This window comes from Streptomyces sp. NPDC005775, assembly GCF_042871565.1.
GTDB lineage: Bacteria > Actinomycetota > Actinomycetes > Streptomycetales > Streptomycetaceae > Streptomyces.
On the sequence record NZ_JBIAIU010000007.1, the window covers coordinates 113,862 to 136,095 of the forward strand.

At 72.6% G+C, this 22,234-nt stretch carries 18 protein-coding genes and 1 pseudogene; 7 read left to right on the forward strand and 12 right to left on the reverse strand.

The features are described 5' to 3' along the window. Nucleotide 1 precedes the first annotated feature (1 nt). From ACFYPA_RS18175 to ACFYPA_RS18210, 8 genes are all read right to left on the reverse strand, one after another. On the reverse strand, nt 2–1,546 hold the full coding sequence (locus ACFYPA_RS18175) for a Wzz/FepE/Etk N-terminal domain-containing protein (protein WP_389132790.1): 1,545 nt from the start codon (nt 1,544–1,546) through the stop codon (nt 2–4). Further along, on the reverse strand, nt 1,543–2,910 hold the full coding sequence (locus tag ACFYPA_RS18180; protein WP_389132792.1) for a Wzz/FepE/Etk N-terminal domain-containing protein: 1,368 nt from the start codon (nt 2,908–2,910) through the stop codon (nt 1,543–1,545). Before ACFYPA_RS18180 ends, ACFYPA_RS18175 begins: the two co-directional genes overlap by 4 nt. Then, a complete protein-coding gene (locus ACFYPA_RS18185; RefSeq protein WP_389132795.1) occupies nt 2,907–4,205 on the reverse strand; it encodes a glycosyltransferase family 4 protein in 1,299 nt (432 codons plus the stop codon). Before ACFYPA_RS18185 ends, ACFYPA_RS18180 begins: the two co-directional genes overlap by 4 nt. After that, nucleotides 4,162–5,478 carry a nucleotide sugar dehydrogenase gene (locus tag ACFYPA_RS18190; RefSeq protein ID WP_359079155.1) on the reverse strand — a complete coding sequence of 439 codons (1,317 nt, stop codon included), beginning with the start codon at nt 5,476–5,478 and terminating at the stop codon, nt 4,162–4,164. Before ACFYPA_RS18190 ends, ACFYPA_RS18185 begins: the two co-directional genes overlap by 44 nt. Before the next feature lie 73 nt (nt 5,479–5,551). Beyond that, nucleotides 5,552–7,030, reverse strand: a complete 1,479-nt coding sequence (locus ACFYPA_RS18195; protein WP_389132798.1) for a sugar transferase — start codon at nt 7,028–7,030, stop codon at nt 5,552–5,554. A gap of 602 nt (nt 7,031–7,632) precedes the next feature. Continuing rightward, entirely contained in the window at nt 7,633–8,250 is a 618-nt protein-coding gene (locus tag ACFYPA_RS18200; protein WP_359079159.1) for a class F sortase, read from the reverse strand. Nucleotides 8,251–8,305: 55 nt separating this feature from the next. Continuing rightward, nucleotides 8,306–9,034: a hypothetical protein gene (locus tag ACFYPA_RS18205; protein ID WP_389132801.1), complete on the reverse strand. Its 729-nt coding sequence runs from the start codon at nt 9,032–9,034 to the stop codon at nt 8,306–8,308. A gap of 346 nt (nt 9,035–9,380) precedes the next feature. Continuing rightward, nucleotides 9,381–9,572, reverse strand: coding sequence for a hypothetical protein (locus tag ACFYPA_RS18210; protein ID WP_389132804.1), 192 nt, complete (start codon nt 9,570–9,572; stop codon nt 9,381–9,383). Nucleotides 9,573–9,673: 101 nt separating this feature from the next. Between ACFYPA_RS18210 and ACFYPA_RS18215 the strand changes: the two genes are divergently transcribed. Further along, complete coding sequence (locus ACFYPA_RS18215) at nt 9,674–10,726, forward strand: LuxR C-terminal-related transcriptional regulator (protein WP_359079164.1); 1,053 nt, start codon at nt 9,674–9,676, stop codon at nt 10,724–10,726. Between the two features lie 209 nt (nt 10,727–10,935). Here the strand turns inward: ACFYPA_RS18215 and ACFYPA_RS18220 are convergent, their stop codons facing one another. Continuing rightward, nucleotides 10,936–12,813: a BTAD domain-containing putative transcriptional regulator gene (locus ACFYPA_RS18220; protein WP_389132807.1), complete on the reverse strand. Its 1,878-nt coding sequence runs from the start codon at nt 12,811–12,813 to the stop codon at nt 10,936–10,938. Nucleotides 12,814–13,219: 406 nt separating this feature from the next. Between ACFYPA_RS18220 and ACFYPA_RS18225 the strand changes: the two genes are divergently transcribed. The 6 genes from ACFYPA_RS18225 (at nt 13,220) to ACFYPA_RS18250 (ending at nt 19,777) form a co-directional block, all read left to right on the forward strand. Then, nucleotides 13,220–14,269: a radical SAM protein gene (locus ACFYPA_RS18225; protein ID WP_389132809.1), complete on the forward strand. Its 1,050-nt coding sequence runs from the start codon at nt 13,220–13,222 to the stop codon at nt 14,267–14,269. Beyond that, complete coding sequence (locus ACFYPA_RS18230) at nt 14,266–14,958, forward strand: iron-containing redox enzyme family protein (protein WP_389132812.1); 693 nt, start codon at nt 14,266–14,268, stop codon at nt 14,956–14,958. Before ACFYPA_RS18225 ends, ACFYPA_RS18230 begins: the two co-directional genes overlap by 4 nt. Continuing rightward, entirely contained in the window at nt 14,951–15,160 is a 210-nt protein-coding gene (locus ACFYPA_RS18235; protein WP_359079172.1) for an aroma-sacti cluster domain-containing protein, read from the forward strand. The genes ACFYPA_RS18230 and ACFYPA_RS18235 overlap by 8 nt, the downstream gene beginning before the upstream one ends. An 83-nt stretch (nt 15,161–15,243) precedes the next feature. After that, a complete protein-coding gene (locus ACFYPA_RS18240) occupies nt 15,244–18,312 on the forward strand; it encodes an AAA family ATPase (RefSeq protein WP_389132815.1) in 3,069 nt (1,022 codons plus the stop codon). Next, nucleotides 18,309–19,169, forward strand: coding sequence for a S8 family serine peptidase (locus tag ACFYPA_RS18245; RefSeq protein ID WP_359316613.1), 861 nt, complete (start codon nt 18,309–18,311; stop codon nt 19,167–19,169). The genes ACFYPA_RS18240 and ACFYPA_RS18245 overlap by 4 nt, the downstream gene beginning before the upstream one ends. After that, the gene (locus ACFYPA_RS18250) at nt 19,166–19,777 is read left to right on the forward strand and encodes a GAF domain-containing protein (RefSeq protein WP_359079178.1); all 612 of its coding nucleotides are present in this window, start codon (nt 19,166–19,168) and stop codon (nt 19,775–19,777) included. Before ACFYPA_RS18245 ends, ACFYPA_RS18250 begins: the two co-directional genes overlap by 4 nt. Nucleotides 19,778–19,852: 75 nt before the next feature. Here ACFYPA_RS18250 and ACFYPA_RS18255 read toward each other — a convergent pair. The 3 genes and pseudogenes from ACFYPA_RS18255 to ACFYPA_RS18265 all read right to left on the reverse strand — a co-directional run. Beyond that, a pseudogene (locus ACFYPA_RS18255) lies at nt 19,853–19,918 on the reverse strand (MerR family transcriptional regulator); the annotation flags it as partial. 24 nt (nt 19,919–19,942) lie between these two features. Next, nucleotides 19,943–21,322: an MFS transporter gene (locus ACFYPA_RS18260; protein WP_359316615.1), complete on the reverse strand. Its 1,380-nt coding sequence runs from the start codon at nt 21,320–21,322 to the stop codon at nt 19,943–19,945. Next, complete coding sequence (locus ACFYPA_RS18265) at nt 21,319–22,233, reverse strand: DUF6895 family protein (RefSeq protein ID WP_359316618.1); 915 nt, start codon at nt 22,231–22,233, stop codon at nt 21,319–21,321. The genes ACFYPA_RS18260 and ACFYPA_RS18265 overlap by 4 nt, the downstream gene beginning before the upstream one ends. Between the last annotated feature and the right edge of the window lies 1 nt (nt 22,234).

Consider the following 22,234-nt stretch of genomic DNA (forward strand, 5'->3'; position numbering starts at 1 on the left):
TCTACCGCGCCTCCTGGTCGCTGTCCGGGATCCGTGCGGCCCACGTCGGCAGCCGCTCCGTTCCCGCCTGGGCGGCGTGGGAGGTACCCCCACCGTTCTGCAGGGCCGGCCGCTCGTTGGGGCCGCGCGGCGTGGTGTGCGGCCTGTCCCACAGCGTGCCGTCGGTCCGGTCACGCGGATCGGGGTCGACCAACACGACGCCGAGCACCGGAATGCGCTGGTCCGCGAGCTGCCGCGCCACGGTGTGCAGCCATGCGGCGCTGCCGCGCCCGGCGCGCACGACGAGCACGGTCCGGGTGCCGAGGTACTGGAGGTCGGTCCACGCCGTGCCGGGCGCCACCGAGCCGACGCCGAGCCGGCGCTCCTGATGCGGCAGGTCGCCGGCACGCTCGACACCGACGACCGTGGGATCTCCCGGCTTCCGGCGGCGATCGGCGAGCCGCAGGCCGGGCAGATGATCGACGATCACCACCGGCCCGTCCTCCGCCAGTGCGCCGGCGAGGTCCAGGGCGATGACGCCTGTCCCGCGCGAACAGCCCAGTTCCAGCAGCGACACCGGTTCCGCCGAGCCGCGGACGATGCGGGCCAGGGTCGCGGTGAGCCTGGCCCGTGCCGCCCGGGTCCGTCGGCGCTGCCACGGTCCGGCCGACCGGCGGGGCGTGCGGCGCAGTTCCGCGATGACCGAGGCGCCCAGGTTCGCCGCGATCTCCCGGCGCAGCACCGGGCGGTCCGCCACCACCGCGCCGATCGCGGCCAGCGCGAGTCCTAGGGCGAGTCCGAGGGCGAGACCGATCGCGGCGTCGGTGGCCGTGGCCCTGGGCAGGGAGTGCCGCACGGTGCGCGGGCCGTCCACGATCTGCGTGCCGGCGACGAGCGGGGGAGTGCCGGTACGCGCATCCGCGGCGCGCTGATCGAAGTCGGCTATCCGCGAGGTGAGTTCGGCCCGTCGGGCGAAGAGCGACTCGAGGTTCGCCGAGGCTTCCGGGCCGCTCCCCGTCGCGCCCTCTCCGATCGTCTTGTTGACCCGGGCCAGTTCGTCGCGCATCCGGTCGCGCTGATCGAGGAGAGCCTTGGCCTCGGCGTTCGCGCCTTCCTGTATCCGCTTCACATGGTCCGCGACGAACGCGTCGGCCAGCGCCCCGGCCCGGGCCACGGCTTCCGCGTCGCTGTCACCCGTCACATCGATCTGCAGCAGGTTGTTGGTCAGGCCGAGACCCCCGTACTCCCGCATGAAGTCCTCCGGCCTCTCCGAAGACCCGAGGGACCGCAGGGCATTACTGGCGATCCGCGTGGTCCGCAGCAGCGCGACGTCGGTACGGATGAGCGTTCCGGGATCGTTCGGCTGGTCCGCCTGATGCGCGACCAGCACCTTGGTCACCGCGGTCGGCGGCGGCGGCATGAGGACCGCCACCGCCGCGCCGACCAGCAGCCCCAGCAGCGCCATGGAAGACCACAGACGGCGGCGCCGGCGCACAGCGACCACCAGCGCCTGCAGGTCGAGGAGCGGAGCGGCGGCCGACGGCTCCGAAGCCGTGCTCGTCGTCACGCCGAACCTCCCCGTGCGTCGACGCCGACCGTGACCGCGGGCATGACGGCCTGCGGAGGATGGCCGGCAGCCCGCGTCGGACGAGCCCGGACCGCGTCGGCGACGACAACGCCGACGATCTCGTGCGTGGCGTCCGCACACGCCTCGGCGATGCCGGCGAGCTCCACGGCGGTCCAGTTGCCCGCACCGAGTACGACCAGTGCGCCGGACTCGTCGTCGCGTTCCGGCACCGTCGGCCGGGACACCGAGACCCCTACCACCCGCAGCACCGGATCGCCCCCGGCCTCGGCGACGAGCTGCCCGGCGGCCCTGCGGGCGATCTCGTCGCCGTCCGGGACGACGACCAGCAGCCGCCGGGGGGCCGGCAGCCGGTCCCGGACGCGGGCGCACACCCGCCGGTAGCGGATCCGGCTGCCGGTCTCGTCGCCGGACGTCCGCGGGGTCGGTATGTCCCACCGGACGTCGACGCCCAGCAGCCGACGGATCCGGGCCCGCGCGCCGCGGCCTTCCGGCCGGTGCGCCGGCCTCTCGCCAGGTACGTCGACGGTGCCCAGCAGCGTCGAGCCCAGCGCCGCGGCGATCTCCGGTTCCGTACGCAGCCGGCGACTTGCCCGTGCGGCGGTGAGATGGCCGATGACCGCGAGCAGGACGAACAGCAGCGCCCCGCCGACGACGAGCTGGGTCCGCGTCGGCGGTGCCTCGCCGGACGGCCGGGCCGCCGGGCCCATGACGACCGTGTGGGCCTTGCCGGCAGCCGGGCCGGCCTCGTCAAGCTTGTTGACGGCCTCCTGCAGCGCGGACCGCAGTTTCGCGAGTTCGGTGCGGGTCTGCACGCTCTCCACGCTCTGCCCCTGCCCGGCCGCGGTGGCCAGGTCGGTGATGCGCAGGCTGGTCCGCTCCACCATCTTCCGCAGCGCCTCGGGCCCCGCCGCCGCTTCGGGGTCGGTGTTGTCCCCTGAGATCCGCGCGGCGAACGTCACGTACTGCTGGGCCACCTGGTCGGCGAGCCGCTGTGCACGCTCCGGTGTTCCGGCCGTCCCCGAGATCTTGATGATGTTCCCGTCGGCGGCCTCGGCGCTCACCCGGTCCCGCAGCTCGCTGCCGCTGACCCCGGCCCAGCCGAGCGTGGCGGCCGTGCGGTCGATCACCACCGAACTGGTCGCGATCTGCGCCTGGGTCAGCAGCTCACGCTCCTCCCACGCTCCCGGCAGCAGCACCGATGCCGAGGCCGCGTAGCGAGGCGGAAACAGCAGCGAGGTCCCGAAGCCGACGAGTGCACCCACCAGGGCGAGGACGGTGAGGAGCCGCCGGCGCCGACGGACGATCCGGCCGATGGTGACCAGGCGTATCGTGTCATCGCTCAACGGTGCGGCCTCTTCCGTGCCCGGTCCTGGTCGCCCGTCGACACCGGAGTGCGGTGACGGCAGGCCGCGGCGTAGGCATCGAGCAGCGATCGCTGGGAATGCCGCCAGGCGAGCGGCCCGCTGATCCGTTCCTGGCCGATCCTGCCCATCCGGGCGCGCTCCTGCGGATCGTCCAGCAGCAGTGCGATGAGCCCGGCGAACCCGGCCTCGTCGTTGGCGGGCGCGTAGACGGCGGCGTCTCCGGCGGAGACGCGCGCCTCCCGCAGGTCGAACGAGACAATCGGCCGGCCCATCACCATGTACTCCAGGACCTTGTTCATGGTCGACACGTCGTTGAGCGGATTACGCGGGTCGGGGGAGAGGCACACGTCCGCGGTGGACAGGTAGCGCACCAGGTCGGCGTCGGGGATGCGTCCGGTGAACTGCACCTGCTCCGAGAGCCCGAGCCGCCGGGACAGTTCCACCATCGCGTCGAAGGCGTCGCCGGAGCCCACGAACACCGCGTGCCAGTCGGTCCGCCCGAGCTCGTCGCGCAGCTTCGCGAGGGCGCGCAGGGCGTAGTCGACGCCGTCCTGGGGGCCCATGACGCCGAGGTAGCACAGCAGATGAGGTTTGCCGCGTTTCAGCTCCGGCTCGGGCGGCACCGGATGGAATCGGCTGGTGTCGGGCGCACTGCGCACCACGAAGACGTCCGCTGGAGCTCGGCCCCCACGGCGCAGTGCGACGTCCCGGTAGCTCTCGTTCGTGGCAAGGACGACGTCCGCGGCCCGGTAGGTCCGCCGCTCCAGCGCGCACACGGCGCGGTAGAGCAGATCTTCGCCGCGGCCGAACCGCGAGAGGTACAGCTCGGGCACCAGGTCGTGCTGATCGAAGACGAACCGCGCGCCCCGCCGCTTCAGCCACAGGGCCGGCAGGAACAGGAGGTCGGGCGGATTGCAGGCGTGGACCACGTCGACCGGGCCGACCTTGCGGGCCAGCCGGACCGTGTGCCACAACGCCGACCCGTACTCCCGCAGGTAGCCGGCCGGCCCTCCGGTGGCCGCACGCAACGGGTAGCGGTGGATCCGCACTCCGTCGATCTCCGCCTCCGGCTCCGTGTCCCGCTTCTCCCCCCGGGGACAGATGACGTGTACGTCCCAGCCCGCGTCGCGCAGCGTCGTGCACTCCTGCCACACCCGCCGGTCGAACGGCACCGACAGGTTCTCCACCAGAATCAGCGCACGCCGGCTCCGCCGGTCGCCGCCGGTCGCGTCACCAGGCAAGGCCCACGTACCCCGGTTCGGCCCGGCGCGCATCGGCGTCGGGAAGGTGGATGAGGTCGACGATCATCGGGCCGTCACCATGCGGCAGCGCCGACAGGACGGCCGGGTCCCCGGTCCCGACCAGGCACACCTCGGCGTGTTCGAGTACCTCGGTGACGGACTCCGCGAGCAGTTGCGCGAGGTGCGGCAGCCGGGTCTCGATGTACTCGCGGTTGGCGCCGAGCAGCCGGGACAGGTTCACGTTGGGGTCGTAGATCCGCAGGTCGTAACCCTTGCCGAAGAGTCTCTCCGCCAGCTCGACGAGCGGGCTCTCGCGGAGGTCGTCGGTGCCGGGTTTGAAGGACAGTCCGAACAGGCCCACCCGACGCTTGCCGGTGCGCTCCACCAACTCCACCGCGCGCTGCAGATGTGCGGAGTTGGAGGGCAGCACGTGGGCGAGGATGGGCACCGCGACGTCGGCCCGCCGCGCCGCGTGGACCAGGCTGCGCAGGTCCTTGGGCAGGCACGAGCCACCGAAGGCGAAGCCGGGCCTCAGGTAGGCGGGGCTGATGTTGAGTTTGCGGTCGGCCAGGAACACGTCCATCACCTGGTGCGAGTCCACCCCGAGTGCCTGGCACACCGCGCCCAGTTCGTTCGCGAAGCCGATCTTGAGGCCGTGGAACGCGTTGTCCGCGTACTTGATCGCCTCGGCCGTCGGGACGGGGACCCGGAACACCTCGCCGGGCACTCCGTCGTACAGCGCCATCACCGCGTCGCCACTTGCCGGGTCGAGCTCGCCGATGACGGTCTTGGGCGGGTCGAAGAAGTCCCGCACGCTCGTTCCCTCGCGCAGGAACTCCGGGTTGACCGCGACCCCGACGTCCACCCCGACCGTGCCGCCGACGTACTTCTCCAGGATCGGAACCAGAACGTTCAGACAGGTGCCCGGCAGCATGGTGCTGCGGAACACGACGCTGTGCCGTCCACCCCGCGCGGCCAGCGCGGCGCCGATCTGTTCGGTGACCCTCTCCAAGTACGTGGTGCAGAGGCTGCCGTTGGGCTCCGACGGCGTGCCCACGCAGACCAGCGACACCTCACTGCCCATGATCGCCTCGTGGACGTCGCCGGTGGCGCGTAACGCTCCGGTCCGCACGACCTCGGCGATGAGCTCGCCGATCCGTTCCTCGACCAGCGGTGCCTTGCCGTCGTTGACCAGGTCGACCTTCACCTGGTTCACGTCGACCCCGATGACCTCGTGCCCCATGCTGGCCAGGCACGCGGCCGACACACAGCCCACGTAGCCGAGCCCGAAAACGCTGACCCTCATGACGTGTTCCTCCCCCCAGGCAGGCCCTCTCGGCCTGCGGTCCGCACAACGGCCGGACGGATGCTCCCGCGCATCAGTAGGCCCCCTGCCCGTGAAGCACCGCCCGCAGGGTCTTCCACAAGATCACTGTGTCCAGGGCGAGCGACCAGTCCTCCACGTACCGCAAGTCCAGCCGGACGGCCTCCTCCCACGACAGGTCGCTGCGTCCGCTGATCTGCCACAGGCCGGTGAGTCCGGGCTTGACCAGCAGCCGCCGCCGGATGTCCGGGCCGTATGCGGCGGACTCCTTCGGCAGCGGTGGCCGCGGGCCGACGAGCGACATCGATCCTGCGAGGACGTTGAGGAGCTGTGGGAGCTCGTCGATCGAGTACCGGCGCAGTACCGCCCCCACCCGGGTCACCCGCGGATCCCGGCGGAGCTTGAACAGCAGGCCCGCCCCCTCGTTCCGGTCGGCCAGGCCGGCAAGTGCCGCGTCCGCCCCGGCGACCATGGTGCGGAACTTGAGAATGGTGAACTCGCGGCCGTCCTTGCCGACCCTGCGTTGGCGGTAGAACGCCCCACCCCGGCTGTCCACCAGTACGAGCAGCCCGACGCACACCATCAGCGGCGCGAACAGCATCAGCAGGATCGCCGCGCCCGTCCGGTCGACGACCCCTTTGACCGACCGGCGGGCCCCGGTGAAGGTCGGCATACTGACCCGCAGCAGCGGGATCCCGAGCACCGCGTCGATGTGCAGCCGCGGGCCGGCCACCTCCATCAGTACGGGGGCCACGACCATCTCGGTATCGCTGCCTTCGAGGTTCCAGGCCAGCCGCTGCAGCCGGTCCGGTGACCAGTGCGGGTCCGGTGTCACCGCGACGACCCGGTAGCCGTCGCAGTGGACGTGGGTGGCGACGTCCGTCAGCCGGCCGACGACCGGCACTCCGTCCAGCAGGTCACCACCGAAGCCGAGGCCGTCCGGCGTGCACACCGCCTCCACGCGCCAGCCGAGATGCGGGAGCTTGCGGGTCCGGGTGATCAGGTCGCGCACGGTGGCCGGGCTCCCGGCGGCGAGCACCGGGCGCAGACACTGTCCTTCCTTCCGCTGTTTGTGCAGCCACAGGCGCAGCAGATACCGCTCGGTCATGGTGATGAGAGCGATCGCGGGGACAGCGACGAAGATCCAGAGCTTGATGTTGCGCGAGGTGAGGGCGATTCCGCCGAACGCCAGCACGACGGTCGCCATGAACAGTGAGCGTCCGAGCCTGCGGAATTCCTCGGCGCCCTGGCCGAGCACGGCCGGAGCCCACGACCGGCTCGCCGCAAGTGAGCCCAGCACCAGCAGTTCGGTGCCGCATGCGAGAATTCCCCATTTCTCGTGCCAGTTGGCCGCGTCCCGGGCTCCGAAGAAGTTGCCGATGGCCGTCACCACGAAGGCGGTGGCCAACGTGTCGCTCGTGATCACGGTGCGGTGGTAGCGCTGTTCCCAGTCGATCACGGGCCGGCTGACCGACCCGTCCGCCAGACGCTCGCGCGCCGACGGAAAAGGGCTGACTAATCCCCCTTGCCGCACAGAACCCCCCAGGTTCCAGTGGTTCGACGTGTTCGCCTCGCACTGTTTCTCCCACGGGAGGCCCCCGCCCCCCGCCTGCTTCTCCCCCCGGGGGCCCCCGCCCCCCGTGTCGCGTGCACGGCATCCCGTACTTCGGAGTCACTCGACCGGCTCACTGCCGTGGCGCATGGCCTGCCGGACTGTCGAGGTGTGTGGGAACCCGTCGAAGTCCCGGGTGCTCTTCTCGCACCCGAGGTCCCCTCCCGGGCTCCAAGGTCTGGTCATCCCCCGGGTCCGGCGTCGGGACGCGACTGCTGGCATTCCGTAGCGCCGGACCTATAGATCATTACTGGTCGCCTCGTACCCGAACAGCCGAAGCACGGTCAATCTAGACCATCAGGGCCGGTATGTAGAGGGGGTGTGTGTGATTTGTGTTCAAGCTTTGCGGCTGAACTCGCGGCCACCTGGGCTTGGTTGGCGATGCTGATGATCGAAGTGGCTTCCGGACGGGTTCCTGTCCGCAGGACACTCCTGGCCGCCGCTTCGTCCGGGCGGGGCGAAAACGCGGGCGGCCGGTACCTCGCCCCCGAGGTACCGGCCGGTTCCTGTATCGCTGACAGCCCTCAGACCGTCTGTGTCTTCAGTGACGTCAGGTGGGCGAAGACGACGACGTTGGCCGAGTAGCCGTTCTTCTTGTTGAAGCGTCCGCCGCACGTCATGAGTCTGAGCTCCGGACGGCCGGTGTCCCCGTACACCTTGTCATCCGGGAACTTGTCCTTCGTGTAGGTCTTGACCTCGTCGACGGTGAAGACGGCGGTACGCCGGTCGGCCCGGGTGACCTTCACCGTGTCGCCCCGGTGCAGGGCGTTGAGGTTCAGGAAGATCGCCGGCCCTGTCTCGGTGTCGCGGTGACCGACGATCAGAGCCGTTCCCGCGTCACCGGGTGACGGGCCGTTCCGGTACCAGCCCACCTCTTTCGGCTTGCTCATCGGCGGAGCGCCCAGGCGCCCCTTCTTGTCGAGCTCGAGACCGGTGACCGGGGCCTGGATGAAGATGGCCGGCACCGTGATCTTCACCGGTCGCGAGCGTGACAGGGGCGCGAGGGAGACGCGCTGGGCCGGCAGATCGCCGCCGCCCGCGGCATCACCGCCGTGGGCGGCGGTGACCGACGGACCGTCCGGCGAGTCGGAGCTCGCCCGGACGATGCCGGTCACCACCACGGAGAGCACGCACAGTGTCATCGTGAGACGGCACGCGCGACTCGGCCCACGTCGTCGTCGCCGTCGGGTGCGGGCGTTATGCCTCGTTGCGGGCACGACGGCGTGCGGCTCGGCGGACCATGATCAGCCCTGCGGCTCCGGCCGCGCCGGCGGCCAGCGCGGCGGTGGTCCCGACGTTCCAGTCGCTCTCGGAGCTGAGGTTCTCCACGTCCGGGACGCCACCGCCGCCGGCGGGCACACCACCCGACGGCTTCTCGTAGCCCGTCTCGGCACCCGACGACTTCTCGGAGCCCGACTCGGCACCCGACGACTTCTCGTAGCCCGACTCGGCACCCGACGCGGACGAGTTCTGGTTGTTGCCCTCCGCGCGGCCGCCCTTGTCGGCGGGCTTGGAGCAGTCGACCCGGAAGCTCTTCTGCTTCGGGCCCGCCGGGACGATCCACACCAGCTGGTACGTGCCCTGCGGGAGCAGGTACTCCTGGCTGCGCGCCGAGCCGTTCACGAGCGGCAGCGTGCTCTGCAGGGTGTCGCCGGCGGGACCGCTCGGGGGCTGCGCGGTGATCGTCCAGGGAACGGCAGGCAGGGACTCGAAGTTGCTGGCGGAGAGGACGAACTTGCAGACCTCGACCCCGTCGCCGCCGTGGGAGTTCCAGCCGCCCGAGCGAATGTCGATGTCGCCGCTGTCGCCAGGGAGGGCGTAGGCGGTGGATGCCCCGGCGAGCGTGACTCCGGCCATGGCGACCGCGGCGGCTGCAGCGGCACCGGCACGGACACTGCGCGAACGGACGGAAGCGGAAATGCGCATGCTGAACTCCTTCGAACCGGGATGATTGTCGTACTGATCAAGCGATCGCCTAAGGAATGGCATGGATTGCCGAGAAAACGTGGCGTAACGCTTCGAAACGCCGACAAGTACCCTGAGTAGCCGATAGCGGGCCGCGGCGGGGGGCCGGACGGGTGCGTCCGGGATCGGCCGGGGCGGCTGCCGGTCTCACTGAATGCTCTGTCTCACCGCCGACGCCGGTGAGCGGGGTGTCGGTCCGCTCCTATGCACAGCGCGTACGGAGCGTTACCGGTCGTCGGTGGGAGTGGCTGTGTACGGCGTGTCGCCGGCCGTCGGTGGGCCGCGGATGCGCAGGGCCTGTCGCCGGTCACCAGTGGGGCGTGCGTACGTTCGGCGTGTCGCCGTCGTCGCCCCGGACCGGCCGCGGAGGTTGGTTCAGCACCTCGCGGGCCGGGCCCCCGTCGCCACCGGCAGGGTGCTGCCGGGCGCCGGCCCGGCCGCCGAGGAGGAGCGCGGCGAGTTCGAGGAGCAGGGTGAGTGCTCCTTTGATCCGTTCCACGGTGATTCCTTCCAGGGGGTCTGGTGAATATCCACCGCGCGTCTGAACAATAGACATCAGTACGGGCCGGAGCCGGGTCTTCCGGCTGATGAGGGGGTTGGGTGGGCGGCATCGGTGAGGACGGCCAGTTACCGGATCTTCGCAAGGCGGCTGACGGGACGGCGCCCTACACGCAGTTGTCCGAGGACGCCGTCCGGGTGTTCCGGTGGGTGAGCGACCAGGGATCATGCGACGGGAGGACGCTGGGCGCGGCGCTGGGGATGCCGGAGAGCTGCGCGGCCTCGGCCGTGGCGACCCTGACCGAACTGCTGCTGCTGCGGCACCTGCCCGAGGACCCCGACCGGCTGGTGCCGGTCGCGCCGGACGCGGCCATTGCCGCGCTGGTCGCGCCGAAGGAGGCGGGGCTGCGCCGGCAGCTCGCCGAGATCGACCAACTGCGCGGCGAGATGGCCCTTTTGACGCCGCTCTACGCGGAGGGGCGGCGCCGGTGGCAGGGGCGGACGCCGCTGACGGAGGTCACGGACCTGAAGACGGTCGTCGGCATGATCACCGAGGCGACCATGCGGTGCCGGCAGGAGGTGCGCACCTGTCACCCCGGCGGAGGCCGCTCCCCGACGCTGCTGGAGCAGGCGTTCATCCAGGACCGGGACATGCTGCGCCGGGGCGTGCGGATGCGCACGCTCTACCAGCACACCGCCCGCTACCACCTGCCCACGCAGGAGTACGCCCGGCGGATGACCGGCGAGGGCGCCGAGATCAGGACGCTGAGCGAACTGTTCGGCCGCATGGTCGCCTTCGACGGCGACACGGTGTTCATCCCGCACCAGGACGACCTGGACGCGGCCATCGTCATCCACGAGCCGTCGACGGTGGCCTACTTGTGCGCGACCTTCGACCACGCCTGGTCGCTGGCAGAGCCCTATCACCCTGCCTGGACGGAGAGTTCGGCGCGGGACGAGGTGAAGCAGGCCATCGTGCGGCTGCTGGCGGAAGGCATGAAGGACGAGATGGTGGCCAGGCGGCTGGGCATGTCCCTGCGCACCTGCCGAAAGCACATCGCGGAGATCATGGAGCAGCTGGGCGCGGCCAGCCGCTTCCAGGCCGGTTACCTGGCCCGGGTGCAGTCCTCCGCCCCGGCCCCGGGCAGCGCCTGAACGCCTCACGGGGACCGCCGTCCGCGTCCGGTCGGACGCGGACGGTCCGGGCCCCCTTCGGTACGGGGCCGGAGGCGGCCGGGAGGCGTTTTCGGGCGGGGCCTTCCCGGCCCGGGAATGCTCCCCGGGTGCGCTCACGGGAGGGCCCGCACGGCTCGGCTGACGCGGCCCCGGGCGTCGCCGGACAGGCGGGACCTCCGAAATACGCCCTAGCACCGTGTGCCCGCGCCGGCCGCCTGTTCCCGCGCGAACAACAGGGTCAGCCACGGCAGTTCATAGCGCACGCGCTCCGCGTCCGCCGCTCTGTGCGCGGTCACCTCCGGACAGGACGGCGGCGCCAGGACGCCGACGTCGATCAGACCCTCCAGGGCGCGCTGCGCACCCTGTCCGTCCATGCCCAGGACCCGGGCGGCGGTGCGGAGGGAGAAGGCGGGGCCCGGCAGCGCGGCCAGGGAGTTGAGGGTGACGCGGGCGGGACCGGGGAGCCGGGCCCAGGCGCCGGCGAGACGGGCGCGGACGCCGAGGCCGCCGGACGAGAGTTCGTCCAGGGCCTCCAGCGGGTGTTCGAGGCGGTCCGCGTACTGTCCGAGCGGCATGTGGCGCAGTACGGAAAGACGGTTCCCGCCGGCCCGCAGCGCGAGCGGGAGGAGCCCGGTGGCGGTGGCGATGCGTTCGGCGGCGGCGTACTCGGCCTGCAGCCGGGTCCGGCCGATGATGCCGCCGAGCAGGTGCAGGGCCTCCTCGGCGGACAGCGGCGGAAGTTCGGTCCGGTGCGCGGATTCGAGGCAAGGAAGGCGGCTCCGGGAAGTGACCAGTGCGGCGCTGGGGCCCGACGGCGGCAGCAGCGGGCCGAGGGCGGTGGCGTCGGGCGCGTCGTCCAGGAGCAGCAGGACGCGCCGCACGGACAGCCAGGACCGCCAGGTGGTGGCGGCCTCCTCCCGGTCGGTGGGCAGCCGTTCGGTGCAGCCCAGGGCCCGGGCCAGCTCCGACAGCACCGACCTCCACGGGCGGGCGGAGCCGTCCTCGGAGCACAGCCGGGTCGCGACCACGCCGTCGGGGTAACGCGCGGCGAGGCGGTGCGCGACATGCACGGCAAGCGTCGTCTTGCCGACGCCGGCCGGTCCGGTGAGGAGCACCGGAGGCCCGCCCTCGCGCTCCAACTGCGCGGTGACGGCCCACCGTTCCCGCCTGCGCCCGGTGAAGTCGGCGAGTTCCGGCGGGAGCAGCCGTGACCCGGCGGCGCCCCCGCGCGCCCGGGGCCGGGGCACATCGTCCAGCAGCGAACGGTAGGCGGACTGCAGCGCCGCACCGGGTTCCAGACCCAGTTCCCGGGAGAGCTGCTGGCGGCAGTCGTCGTAGGCGGCCAGCGCCTCCGTTCGGCGGCCGACCCGGTGCAGCGCGGTGAGCTGGGCGGCGCGCAGCCGTTCCCGCAGGGGATGGCGGCTCACCATCTCGTCCACGGTGTCGGCGACCGGCGCCGGCTCGCCGGTCTCCAACTGCGCCTCCGCCCACGCCTCGTACACCGCCAGCCGGCGGACGCGGTGCCGCTCCACGGCGGCGCGCAGCACATCGGCACGGGCCGCGAGGTCGCTGAAGGGGTCATGGCGCCACAGGTCCAGTGCCCGCCGGTACAGCGGGGCCGCGCGGTCCGGGGCGCCCGCGCGGACCTCGGCGTCGCCGCGCCGGGCGAGTTCGTCGAAGCGCAGGCTGTCGCACTCGGCCGCGGTGAGCTGCAGGACGTAGCCGCCGGGGCCGTGGTGCAGCCGGCCGAGGTCATCGGGGTCCAGGACGCGGCGCAGCGTCGAGACGTACACCTGGAGGTTCTTGCGGGCTGTGCGGGGCGGATCGTCCGGCCAGACGGCGTCGGTCAGCTCTTCCAGCGACACCGGTGCGTTCGGGCGGGTGAGGAGGACCGCCAGGACGAGGCGCTGTTTCAGCGGACCGAGCGGCAGGGGGTGACCGTCGCGGGAGGCGCGCAGCGGACCGAGGAGGGCGATACGCAGCGGGGCGCCGGTGTCGCCGGCGCGCTCCCAGGGAATGCCGGTATCCGCCTCCCTGCTGCGGCTCCCGGTGAAAGTGTCGGTCATTTCCCTCAACCCCTTCCCCAGCCGGTGTCGTCGGAATTCCGGGAGAAGAGAACAATTCCTTGCACGAAAGCCTCCGGGGAGCGGTCGGGGGGGTGAGCGAATCCGCGAGGAGCCGTGAATGCGTCGGGAATTCGATGGAATTCCCGTCCGTTCTTCACAGCATGGTCACAAGTCGGAGGCGGGGCCATGGGGCCGAGGATGGCTCAAGGTGCATGCAGCAACGCACCCGCCGGGACGAAGCGGCAACGGGCGTACAGAACATGGCGAAACGGCCACCCGCGTCCGGTCACCCGCACACCCCGCCGGCCCTGCGCCGCGTACCGGCCCCGAACCCGGCACCAACCGCGACCGAACCGGTGGCACGCACGCTGGGGTCCCAGGTCCGCTGACCGACGGAGGTGACGCGATGCGACTGGCGGAGATCATCGAACTGCGTCCGGTTCCGGCCGCGGGGCTGCTCGCCACCCTCACCAGACGTTGCCCGCTGAGCTGTGCCCACTGCTCCACTTCGTCGGGGCCGCGCGGAGAGGACACTCCGGCCGACGCGCTGCGCCGCTTCGTCGGCGGCTTCACCGCCGAGGACCGTCCGGCTGTCCTCATGCTGACGGGCGGTGAGCCCCTGCTGCGGCCCGCGCTCGTGGACGAACTCGCGGCCCTCGCCGCGTCGGCCGGGACGCGGACGGCGGTGCTCAGTGGCATGTTCTTCGCGGCCGACGGGCGCACACCCGCCCGCATCCTGCGAGCCCTGAGGCATGTCGACCATTTCTCGGCGAGCATCGACGTATTCCACGAACGCGAAGTACCGCGTGCCGCGGCTTTCCGTGCGGTGCACCACATCATGGAAAGCGGAATCGACGTGAGTTTTCATGTGGTGGGTCATTCGGCGGACGATCCGTATCTCGCGGACATCACCGCTTCGATACGCACCGAGTTCCACGACCGGGCGGCGGTACTGGTCAACCACGTCCGGCCGGCCGGCCGGGCGGCGGGCTGGACGGCCGCGCGACCGGTCCCGGCCGGAGACGGCGCGGGGCCGCCGGCCCCCTGTGCGATGGCGGCCTGGCCGGTGGTGGCCTTCGACGGGACGGTGACGGCCTGCTGCAACCAGCGCGTGGTGGACGCCCGCCCCGTGCCGGCACACCTGCGCCTGGGAGACATCGCCATGGACGACTGGCCGCACATACGGCGCCGCTGCCAGGAGTCACCCGTCCTGCGGAGCCTGCGTACCGCGGGCGTCGCGTCCTGTACCGACTGCCGCGGTCTGACGCGGCGGCCCGCCGCGCTGGCCGCCGCCGAGCGGGCGGGGTCCAGTCCGGCGGCCGGCGCGATGGACATGCTCGGTGCCCGGCTCCAGCGCGACGCGGGGGCCGAGGTGCTGGTGCGGCGGTACGGAAGCGAGCGGTACGCGCCGCTCGTGCTGCTCGGCGGCCCGGCGGACGAGGAGGCTCCCGCATGAGCCTGTCCGCGGCCGGGAGCCTGCGACTCGAACTCTCCCTCGTGAACCCGGTACTGCGCGCCGCCGCCGCCCGCGTGTGGCGCTCCGACGCGGGGCTCCCCGGCCGCTACCGGCACTACCTGCGCGCCATGCACCAGGTGATCCGCGCCTCCGTTCCTCTGATGGAGCGGGCCGCCACGCGGTGCGAGACGCTCGGGCCCGACCCGCTGGCACCGCCTCTGGCGCGGTACCTGCGGACGCACACCGAACAGGAGAGGGGCCACGACGACTGGCTCCTCACCGACGCCGCGGCATCCGGGACGCCGCCGGGCGAGTTGACCGCCGCCGTCCCGCCGGCCCATGTCGCCGCCCTGGTGGGAGCGCAGTACTACTGGATCGAGCACGGCCACCCGGTGGCCCTGCTCGGCTACATCGCGGTACTGGAGGGCAACGCCCCGGCGCCGGGCCTGGCCGGCAGGCTGGCTCGTGCGACCGGACTGCCGCAGACCGCCTTCGAGACCGTACGCCTCCACGCCGACCTCGACGACGGGCACAGCGCGGACCTGGACCGGCTGCTGGACACGCTGCCGCTGAAGCCCGCGCAGCGCTCCCTGGTCGCCGTCAGCGCACTGCACACGGTCACCGCCCTCGCCGAGCTGTTCGACCGCATCGCCACGGCACCTCACGTATCGGAGAGCGCCCATGTCTGATCACGCGCACGATCGCGACCGCCTCCGCGCGCTGGAGGACGCCGGGTTCCCGCTCCACAGCCTCTCGGCCGAGCAGCGGGAGGTGCTCCATGAACTCAGCACGGAGGAACTGACCCTGCTGCTGGCCCTGAAGGAGCGGCTGGACGCCGCCGAGCCCGAGGTGCAGGCGCACAGCGAGATCGCCGGCGGGGCGCTGTTCTGATGACCGTTCGGCTGAAATGTCCCCACTGCCCCGAACCGCCGCCGGACGGCGCGGCCTTCTGTCCCCGGTGCGGAGCCGCCTGCGTGGCCGCGACCGGTTCCGGCGCCGCCGAGGAGCGCCGGGTGGTGACCGTGATCTTCTGCGACCTCGTCGGCTCCACCGCCCTGTCCGGACGGCTCGACCCGGAGACGCTGCGCACGGTGACCCTCCGGTACTTCGCGCTGATGCGGGCCAGGATCGAGGAACACGGCGGCACGGTGGAGAAGTTCATCGGCGATGCCGTGATGGCGGTCTTCGGTGTCCCCGCGCGCCACGAGGACGACGCCCGCCGGGCGCTGGCCGCCGCCCGCGGGATGGTCACCGGCCTCGACGGACTCAACACCGAGCTGGAGCGCGAGCACGGCGTCCGGCTCGCCGTCCGCATCGGCGTGAACACCGGCGAGGTCGTCGTGAGCGTCGACCCCGCCGCACGGCAGGCCCTCGTCTCCGGCGAGGTGGTCAACATCGGCGCCAGGCTCGAACAGCACGCCGGTCCGGGCGAGATCCTGATCGGCCCGGCCACGCTGCGCGCCGCCGGGCCCTCGGCGGTCACCGAGTCCGCCGGATCGCTCTCCCTCAAGGGCGTCGACGCCCCCGTCCCGGCACGCCGCCTGGTCGCACTGCACGAGGACGACCCGGAACGGGTCCGCCGTTTCGACACCCCGTTCATCGGCCGTGAGCAGGAACTGGCCGAACTCCGCCTGCTGCTCCGCAAACTGGCGACGGACCCCCGTTCGCACCTGGTGACCGTCTACGGCGAGGCGGGCCTCGGCAAGACGCGTCTGCTGCGCGAATGGCTCAGGGACTGCCCGGCGTACGGCGAGGGCCGGTGCCGTCCGTACGGCGAGACCGGCACGCTCTCGCCGCTCGCCGAAGCCGTACGCCAGGTGCTCGCCGCCGTAGGAGAGGACGCCGGGCTCGCCCGGCTGCCGGTGCACGAACGCAGGGAGGCCGAGCAGGCGCTGCGCCTGCTGCGGGCCGGTCTGCTGGCCGACGGCACGCCCAGCCCCTCGTCCGACGACACCCTCATGGCCCTGGCCTGCCTGCTGGACGGGCTGTCCCGTGAACGGCCCGTGGTGCTGGTGCTGGACGACTGCCACTGGGCCTCCGCACCGCTGCTCGACATGGCGGACCGGCTGCTGGACGAACTCGACCGCTCGGCCGTCGCCCTGGTGTGCGCCGCGCGTCCCGAGCTGCTGGAGACCCACCCCGGGTGGGGCAGCGGCCGGATGCGCTCCGGGTCGCTGATGCTCACGCCGCTCACGCCCGAGGAGGCGGCCGCGCTCGCCGGTGAACTGGTCGAGGTGGCGGCCCACCGGCAGGGCGTACTGGAAGGTGCCCTCGACCGCGCCGAGGGCAATCCGCTGTACCTGGAGCACCTGACCGCCATGGCGGCCGAATGCGACGACCTGCCGCTCACCGTGCACGCCCTGCTCGGGGCCCGCATCGACGCGCTGCCTCCCGACGAACGGACCCTGCTGCAGCTGGCCGCCGTCCTGGGACGCGAGTTCCGCCGGGGCGAGCTGACCGAACTGGCCACCGCCGAGCACTCCGCACCCGCGGAATCGGCCATCGGTCTGCTGCGCGGCCTCATGCGGCGCAGGCTCATCGAACCGGGCGGCCGCACGACGGCCGCGAGCCCGGTGCTCCGGTTCGGCAGCGGCCTGGTGCAGGAGACCGCCTACCGCGGGATGGCCAAGAAGGTACGGGCCCGGCGCCACGAGCACGCCGCCCGCGTCCTCGTCGAGCACGAGGCGGGGGACGCGGCCGTCGGCAGCCATCTGGCCCGCGCCCACCGGCTGCTCACCGAACTGGGGATACGCGACGACGGCACCGACGCGCTCGGGGCGCGCGCCGCCGGCCTGCTCACCCGCGCCGGAACGGCCGCCCTGGCCCGCTCCGACCTGCCGTGGGCCGACGACCTCCTCACCCAGGCCCTGGACCTTGCCGCCGCAGGCGGGCCCGCCGCCGAGACCGCCCGCCGGCTCGGCGAGACGAAGGTCGCCCGCGGTGAACCGGTGCGCGGCCGGGAACTGCTGGCAGGCGCCCTCGACACGGCGGAACACACGGGTGACCGACTGGGCGCCGCCCACGCCCGGCTCGCGCTGACCGCCCTCGACCCCCGGCACGGGTCCGCCGCCCACGTGGCCGAGGCCGCGCTCGAACTGTTCACGGCGGCGGGCGACGACCAGGGCATCGCCCGCGCCTGCGTCCGCATCGCCCAGGACTGCCAGCGGCGCGGCCGGCACGCCGAGGCCGAGGCATTGCTGAGCCGGGCCCTGGAGCACGCCGGCCGCGCGGACGCCGAACCCGAACGGGCCCTGGCCCTCGGCGCGGTCGGCATCTCCCTGTGGCGGGGCCCCACCCCGGTCGCCCGCGCCGTCGCACGCTGCGAGGAACTGCTGACGGTCCACGGCGCCGGCAGACCGACCGTCCGGGCCACCCTGGCCTGCCCGCTGGCCGTGCTCCTGGCCCTGCAGGGACGCCCCGACGAGGGACGCGAGCTGCTGGCCGAGGCGGCACGGCTCGCCGACGGCCTCGGCTACGCCGAAAGCGCGCTGTTCGTCCCCCTGTTCGCCGCCGAGGTCGAAGCCCTGACGGGGACGCCCGAGCGCAGGCTCGCCCTGCTGGACGAGGCGGCCCGCGCCGGCGCCGAGCTCGGCGCGACGGGGGCGCTGCCCGGCATCGACCGCGAGCGGGCCCGGATCCTCCTGGACCGGGGTGACCCGGCACAGGCGCTGGGCCTGCCGGACCCCCAGGAGGCGGGCCTGCCCCCGGCGGAGTCCGCCGACGCGGACGGGCTGCGGGCCCGCGCCCTCGCCCTCACCGGGGAGCCGGGCGCCGCACGCGCCTGCGCGGACCGGGCGACCGCCGCGGCCTGCGACACGGACTCCCCGGTCGTCCGCGGCACCGCCGCCCTCGACAGCGCGCACACGCTGCGCACGCTGGCCCGGCACGGCGAGGCGGCACGGCAGGCGCGCACGGCCCAACGGCACTTCGCCGCCAAGGGACACCGGCTCGGCGCGGACCGCGCGGCCGCGTTCGCCGACGACAGCGCGGCCGCGGCCCGGAGCACGGACCGCCCGGCCGGGCGCGAAGGGGAGACCGTATGACCACCGGGACGGCAGGAGGGCTCACCTGGAGCCTGCGCGACCGTAGCCCCGAGGACCTCACGATGCGCGCCGACACGGTGCCGGCGCTGTCCGCCGACCCGTCGGCGTGGTCCGACGGGGCAGGGGTGCGCGTCTGCGTGGTCGACACCGGCGTGGAGTGCGGCCATCCCTCGGTCGGCGCCGTCCAGGGCTCCTACGAGGTGGCCCCCGCACCCGACGGGAGCCTGCGCGTCGTCGACAGCGGTCCGCTGCCCGACGGCACCGGCGACGGCTGCGGACACGGAACGGCGTGCGCCGGAATCATCCGGCGGGTGGCACCGGGCTGCTCGCTGTACAGCGTCCGGGTGCTGGGTGAGGGTTTCACGGGAAGCGGCGACGCCCTGCTCACCGGTCTGCGCTGGGCCGTCGACCAGGGCTTCGACGTGGTAAACCTGAGCCTGTCCACGACCCGGCCGAAGTTCCTCGAGACCCTGCGGGCCCTGGCCGACCAGGCGTTCTTCTCCGGGACCACGCTGGTGGCATCGGCCCACAACACCCCGGTGGAGAGCTTCCCCTGGCGGTTCTCCTCGGTCATCTCGGTCGGTACGCACCGCGAGGACGACGCCGGACTCTTCCTCTACAACCCCGCGCCCCCGGTGGAGTTCTTCGCCCCCGGCCAGAACGTGCAGGTGGCCTGGACGGGCGGCAGGACCATCCGCACCACGGGAAACAGCTTCGCCACCCCGTTCATCAGCGGGATGTGCGCACGGCTGCTCGGCAGCCGGCCGAAGCTGACGCCGTTCCAGATCAAGCACGCGCTCTACCTCTCCGCCGCGAACGTACGCATCGGCGAACCAGGAACCCGAGGTGAATCATGAGTCAGTCCCACGGCCTCGTCCCCGCCACCGGCGTGGGCCCCGCGACACGGGCCGGCAGCGCCGAGCGCGATCTGTTGCAGTCCGTTGTCGACACCGCGCGGGCCATCTTCGGCGCCGCGGCCAGCTCCGTCCTGCTGCACGACGAGGAGGCCGACGAGTTGGTCTTCCAGGCGGTGGCGGGGGAGGGCGAGGAATCGCTCGTGGGTTCCCGCTTCCCGGCCGGCCGCGGGCTGGCGGGCTGGGTGCTCGTCTCGGGCGAGCCGATGGTCGCGGACGACCTGAGAAAGCAGGGCATGTTCGCCCGGGACGTCGCGCAGTCGACGGGGTATGTGCCGGACGCGCTGATGGCGGCGCCGCTCGCGCACGGCGACCGGGTGCTCGGGGTACTCGAAGTGCTCGATCCCGCCGAGCAGTCACGGTCCAGCCTCTCCGAACTCGACCTGCTCGCCCTCTTCGCCCGCCAGGCCGCGGCGGCGCTCGCGGTCGTCGCCGAACGGCGGCGCGACGAGACGGCGTCGGCGGTCCGCGCGCGGAGCCTGGAGCTCGTGGACGCGCTGCGGGACGTACTGCTCGACGGGCTGCCGCCGCAGGCCCCGCACGGCGGTTGAGCCGTCGGCGGTCAGCGTGCCGCCGATGCTACGGCGTCGGCGGTACGCGACCCGGCACGCCAGAGCCGGAGAGCCACCACCCTGCGAGCGGGCGGAAGGAACGACGAGCCCCGTCTCCTCGTCAGGACGGATGGTGCGCAGGCCGGTGCGGTCCGCGCCTCCCGGTCACTGGGCGCTCCCTCTAGGTGCGGCGGGCAGCGACTCGCCCGGTGCGGAGGCCGGCTCGGGGCCGGTCTCCCCGGGGGTTTCCCCGCGCGGGAGAGCGGTCCAGGCGTAGACGCCGGACAGGACGACGAGCGCGCCGGACATCGCGAAGACCGTGTCGACGGGGCCGAAGCGGATACCGGCGACAGAGCCCCCGACGTCCCGCAACGCGGAGCTGGCGAGCCAGCCGGACAGCACGGCGGAGAGCATCGACGCCAGCCGCGTCACCGGGTAGAACACGGAAACCACGCGGCCCCGGTATTCGGCAGGCGCGGCGTCGAGCAGGAGCGGTGCCATCGCCGTGTTCAGCATGGTGAGAGGAACGGTGAAGAGGAAGAGCAGGACGACGCCTCCGACGAAGCCGGTCTGCCGGGAGTAGACGAACAGCAGGAGGCCGCTCACGAGAAGGCCCGCCCAGGTGGTGCGGCTCGCCCCGATCCACTGCACCACACGCCCGGCGCACAGCGCGCCGACGATGCCGCCCAGCCCCATGGCCGTACCGATGTAGCCGTAGAGGTGGACGGGCATATGGAGGTTGTCGGTCGCGAAGAAGATGTTGAGGGTGCTCAGGGCGCCGGTCCCGAACTGGCCGATGACGGCGAGCACGGTCAGCGCGACCAGGAACCTGCTGCGCCGGAAGAAGCGGATACCTGCCGCGAACTCCCGTAGCAGGCTGCCGGGTTGAGCGGTGGACGCGCTGGCGGGCTTCTCGGTTCCGGCCGCTCTGCGGTCCGCCCCGACCGAGCGGATCACGACGTAGGACGCCGCGTACGACAGCGCGTTCAGGAGCAGCGCCCACTGGAGGCCGGCGGTGAAAAGCAGCGGCGCGGCGAGGGGCGGCCCGATGATCCACGCGGTCTGGCCGGTGGCCTGCGCGATGCCGGCCGCCCGGGCGCGGTCGGCCTCCCCGGTCACCAGATCACCGATGACCGAGAAGCGTGCCGGGGTGAAGAACTGGCTCGCCGCGTTGAGCGTCAGGACGGTCGCGTAGACGATCGCCAGCCAGACCCCGACCGGAAGGGCGTCGAGCGGCAGTAAGGACAGGGCGGTCAGCACGGCCACCAGCCCGCCGCGGACCACCTCGGTGCGGAGCATCGTGCGGCGCTTGTCCCAGCGGTCGACGAACACGCCCGCGAGCGGGCCGATGACCAGGACGGAGATGCCCGTCGCCAGCAGGACGCCGCTGACCGCCATCGGTGCCCAGCTCTGGTCCTTCGCCAGCACGGTGGCCACCCACAGCACCAGGGTGGTGCTGAAGACGGCGTCCCCGACGGACGAGACCGCCTGCCCGAACCAGAGCCGGGTGTAGTCCTGGTTGATGAGTATCAGACGTGGTCTCATGACGCCCTCTCCGACGAGACGATCAGGGCCATCAGGGCAGTTACCAGGGTCGTGTGGTAAGCCTTGTCGAAGAATTCCCCCGCCGTGTCCGCCCCCGTCGCCCTGAGCGCGGCCGACCGGCCGGGTATCGAGCCGTCGGGCGATTGGGCCCGCGCCAGGCACTCCACGGCCGCGGCCCCCGAGGGTGTACGCAGCGGATCGCCGCCCAGGATGAACTCCGTGAGGAGGAGTTCCGCGGCCAGGTCCCACCGGTCGTGCGCGACGCAGTGGTTCAGCAGGCGGCGGACCAGGTCCCGCGCGTGCGCCGTGACGTCGCCGGGCAGCCCGGGGTCGGTCCGGCCGAAGTCACCGAGATAGAAGGCGGTGTGCGTCAGGGCGTACGCCTGCGGGGCCGCGAGCGGCTCCGTGCCCCCGGGTTGCGCGGTCTCCGGCTCCGCGGCCGGGCTCGCGACGAGCGGGCTGAGCGGGACGAGGTCGGCGTACGGCTCGATCCCGTGGCGGACACCGGCCTTGTCCGCGTAGTAGCGGATCTCGATGCGCTGGTACGCGGACTTCCCGTGCGGCGAGAGGAAGCCGGGGCTCAGCCGCATCGGCGTGCCGTCGATCCCGGCGGGGGCGAGTGCCGTGTAGATCAGCCAGTACGAGGACGCGTGCCCGGGGTGGACGTCGAAGAGGTCCGGGAAGTCCGGGCGCCGCCAGAGTGCCCGGACCAGGTCGGCAGCCCCCGTCAGCGAGCCGGGGGCGTTGTCCAGGCGCGCGGCGCAGTGGCAGAGCAGCGCCAGTTCCAGTGCCGCCTTCGCCTTCGTGTGCGTGGCCGACGGGGCGCTCGACGAGTACGGGTCGAAGTGGTCCAGACTCTTCCCCAGCCAGTCGAGCGCGCCGTCGGAGAGCTGGTCGAGTGGGGAGGTCATG

Excerpts from the sequence above, each read along its gene's own strand:
- ACFYPA_RS18185 (WP_389132795.1), bottom strand. The coding sequence starts at position 4,205 with ATGCGCGCCGGGCCGAACCGGGGTACGTGGGCCTTGCCTGGTGACGCG.
- ACFYPA_RS18190 (WP_359079155.1), bottom strand. The coding sequence starts at position 5,478 with ATGAGGGTCAGCGTTTTCGGGCTCGGCTACGTGGGCTGTGTGTCGGCC.
- ACFYPA_RS18200 (WP_359079159.1), bottom strand. The coding sequence starts at position 8,250 with ATGACACTGTGCGTGCTCTCCGTGGTGGTGACCGGCATCGTCCGGGCG.
- ACFYPA_RS18205 (WP_389132801.1), bottom strand. The coding sequence starts at position 9,034 with ATGCGCATTTCCGCTTCCGTCCGTTCGCGCAGTGTCCGTGCCGGTGCC.
- ACFYPA_RS18220 (WP_389132807.1), bottom strand. The coding sequence starts at position 12,813 with ATGACCGACACTTTCACCGGGAGCCGCAGCAGGGAGGCGGATACCGGC.
- ACFYPA_RS18225 (WP_389132809.1), top strand. The coding sequence starts at position 13,220 with ATGCGACTGGCGGAGATCATCGAACTGCGTCCGGTTCCGGCCGCGGGG.
- ACFYPA_RS18230 (WP_389132812.1), top strand. The coding sequence starts at position 14,266 with ATGAGCCTGTCCGCGGCCGGGAGCCTGCGACTCGAACTCTCCCTCGTG.
- ACFYPA_RS18235 (WP_359079172.1), top strand. The coding sequence starts at position 14,951 with ATGTCTGATCACGCGCACGATCGCGACCGCCTCCGCGCGCTGGAGGAC.
- ACFYPA_RS18245 (WP_359316613.1), top strand. The coding sequence starts at position 18,309 with ATGACCACCGGGACGGCAGGAGGGCTCACCTGGAGCCTGCGCGACCGT.
- ACFYPA_RS18250 (WP_359079178.1), top strand. The coding sequence starts at position 19,166 with ATGAGTCAGTCCCACGGCCTCGTCCCCGCCACCGGCGTGGGCCCCGCG.
- ACFYPA_RS18260 (WP_359316615.1), bottom strand. The coding sequence starts at position 21,322 with ATGAGACCACGTCTGATACTCATCAACCAGGACTACACCCGGCTCTGG.
- ACFYPA_RS18265 (WP_359316618.1), bottom strand. The coding sequence starts at position 22,233 with ATGACCTCCCCACTCGACCAGCTCTCCGACGGCGCGCTCGACTGGCTG.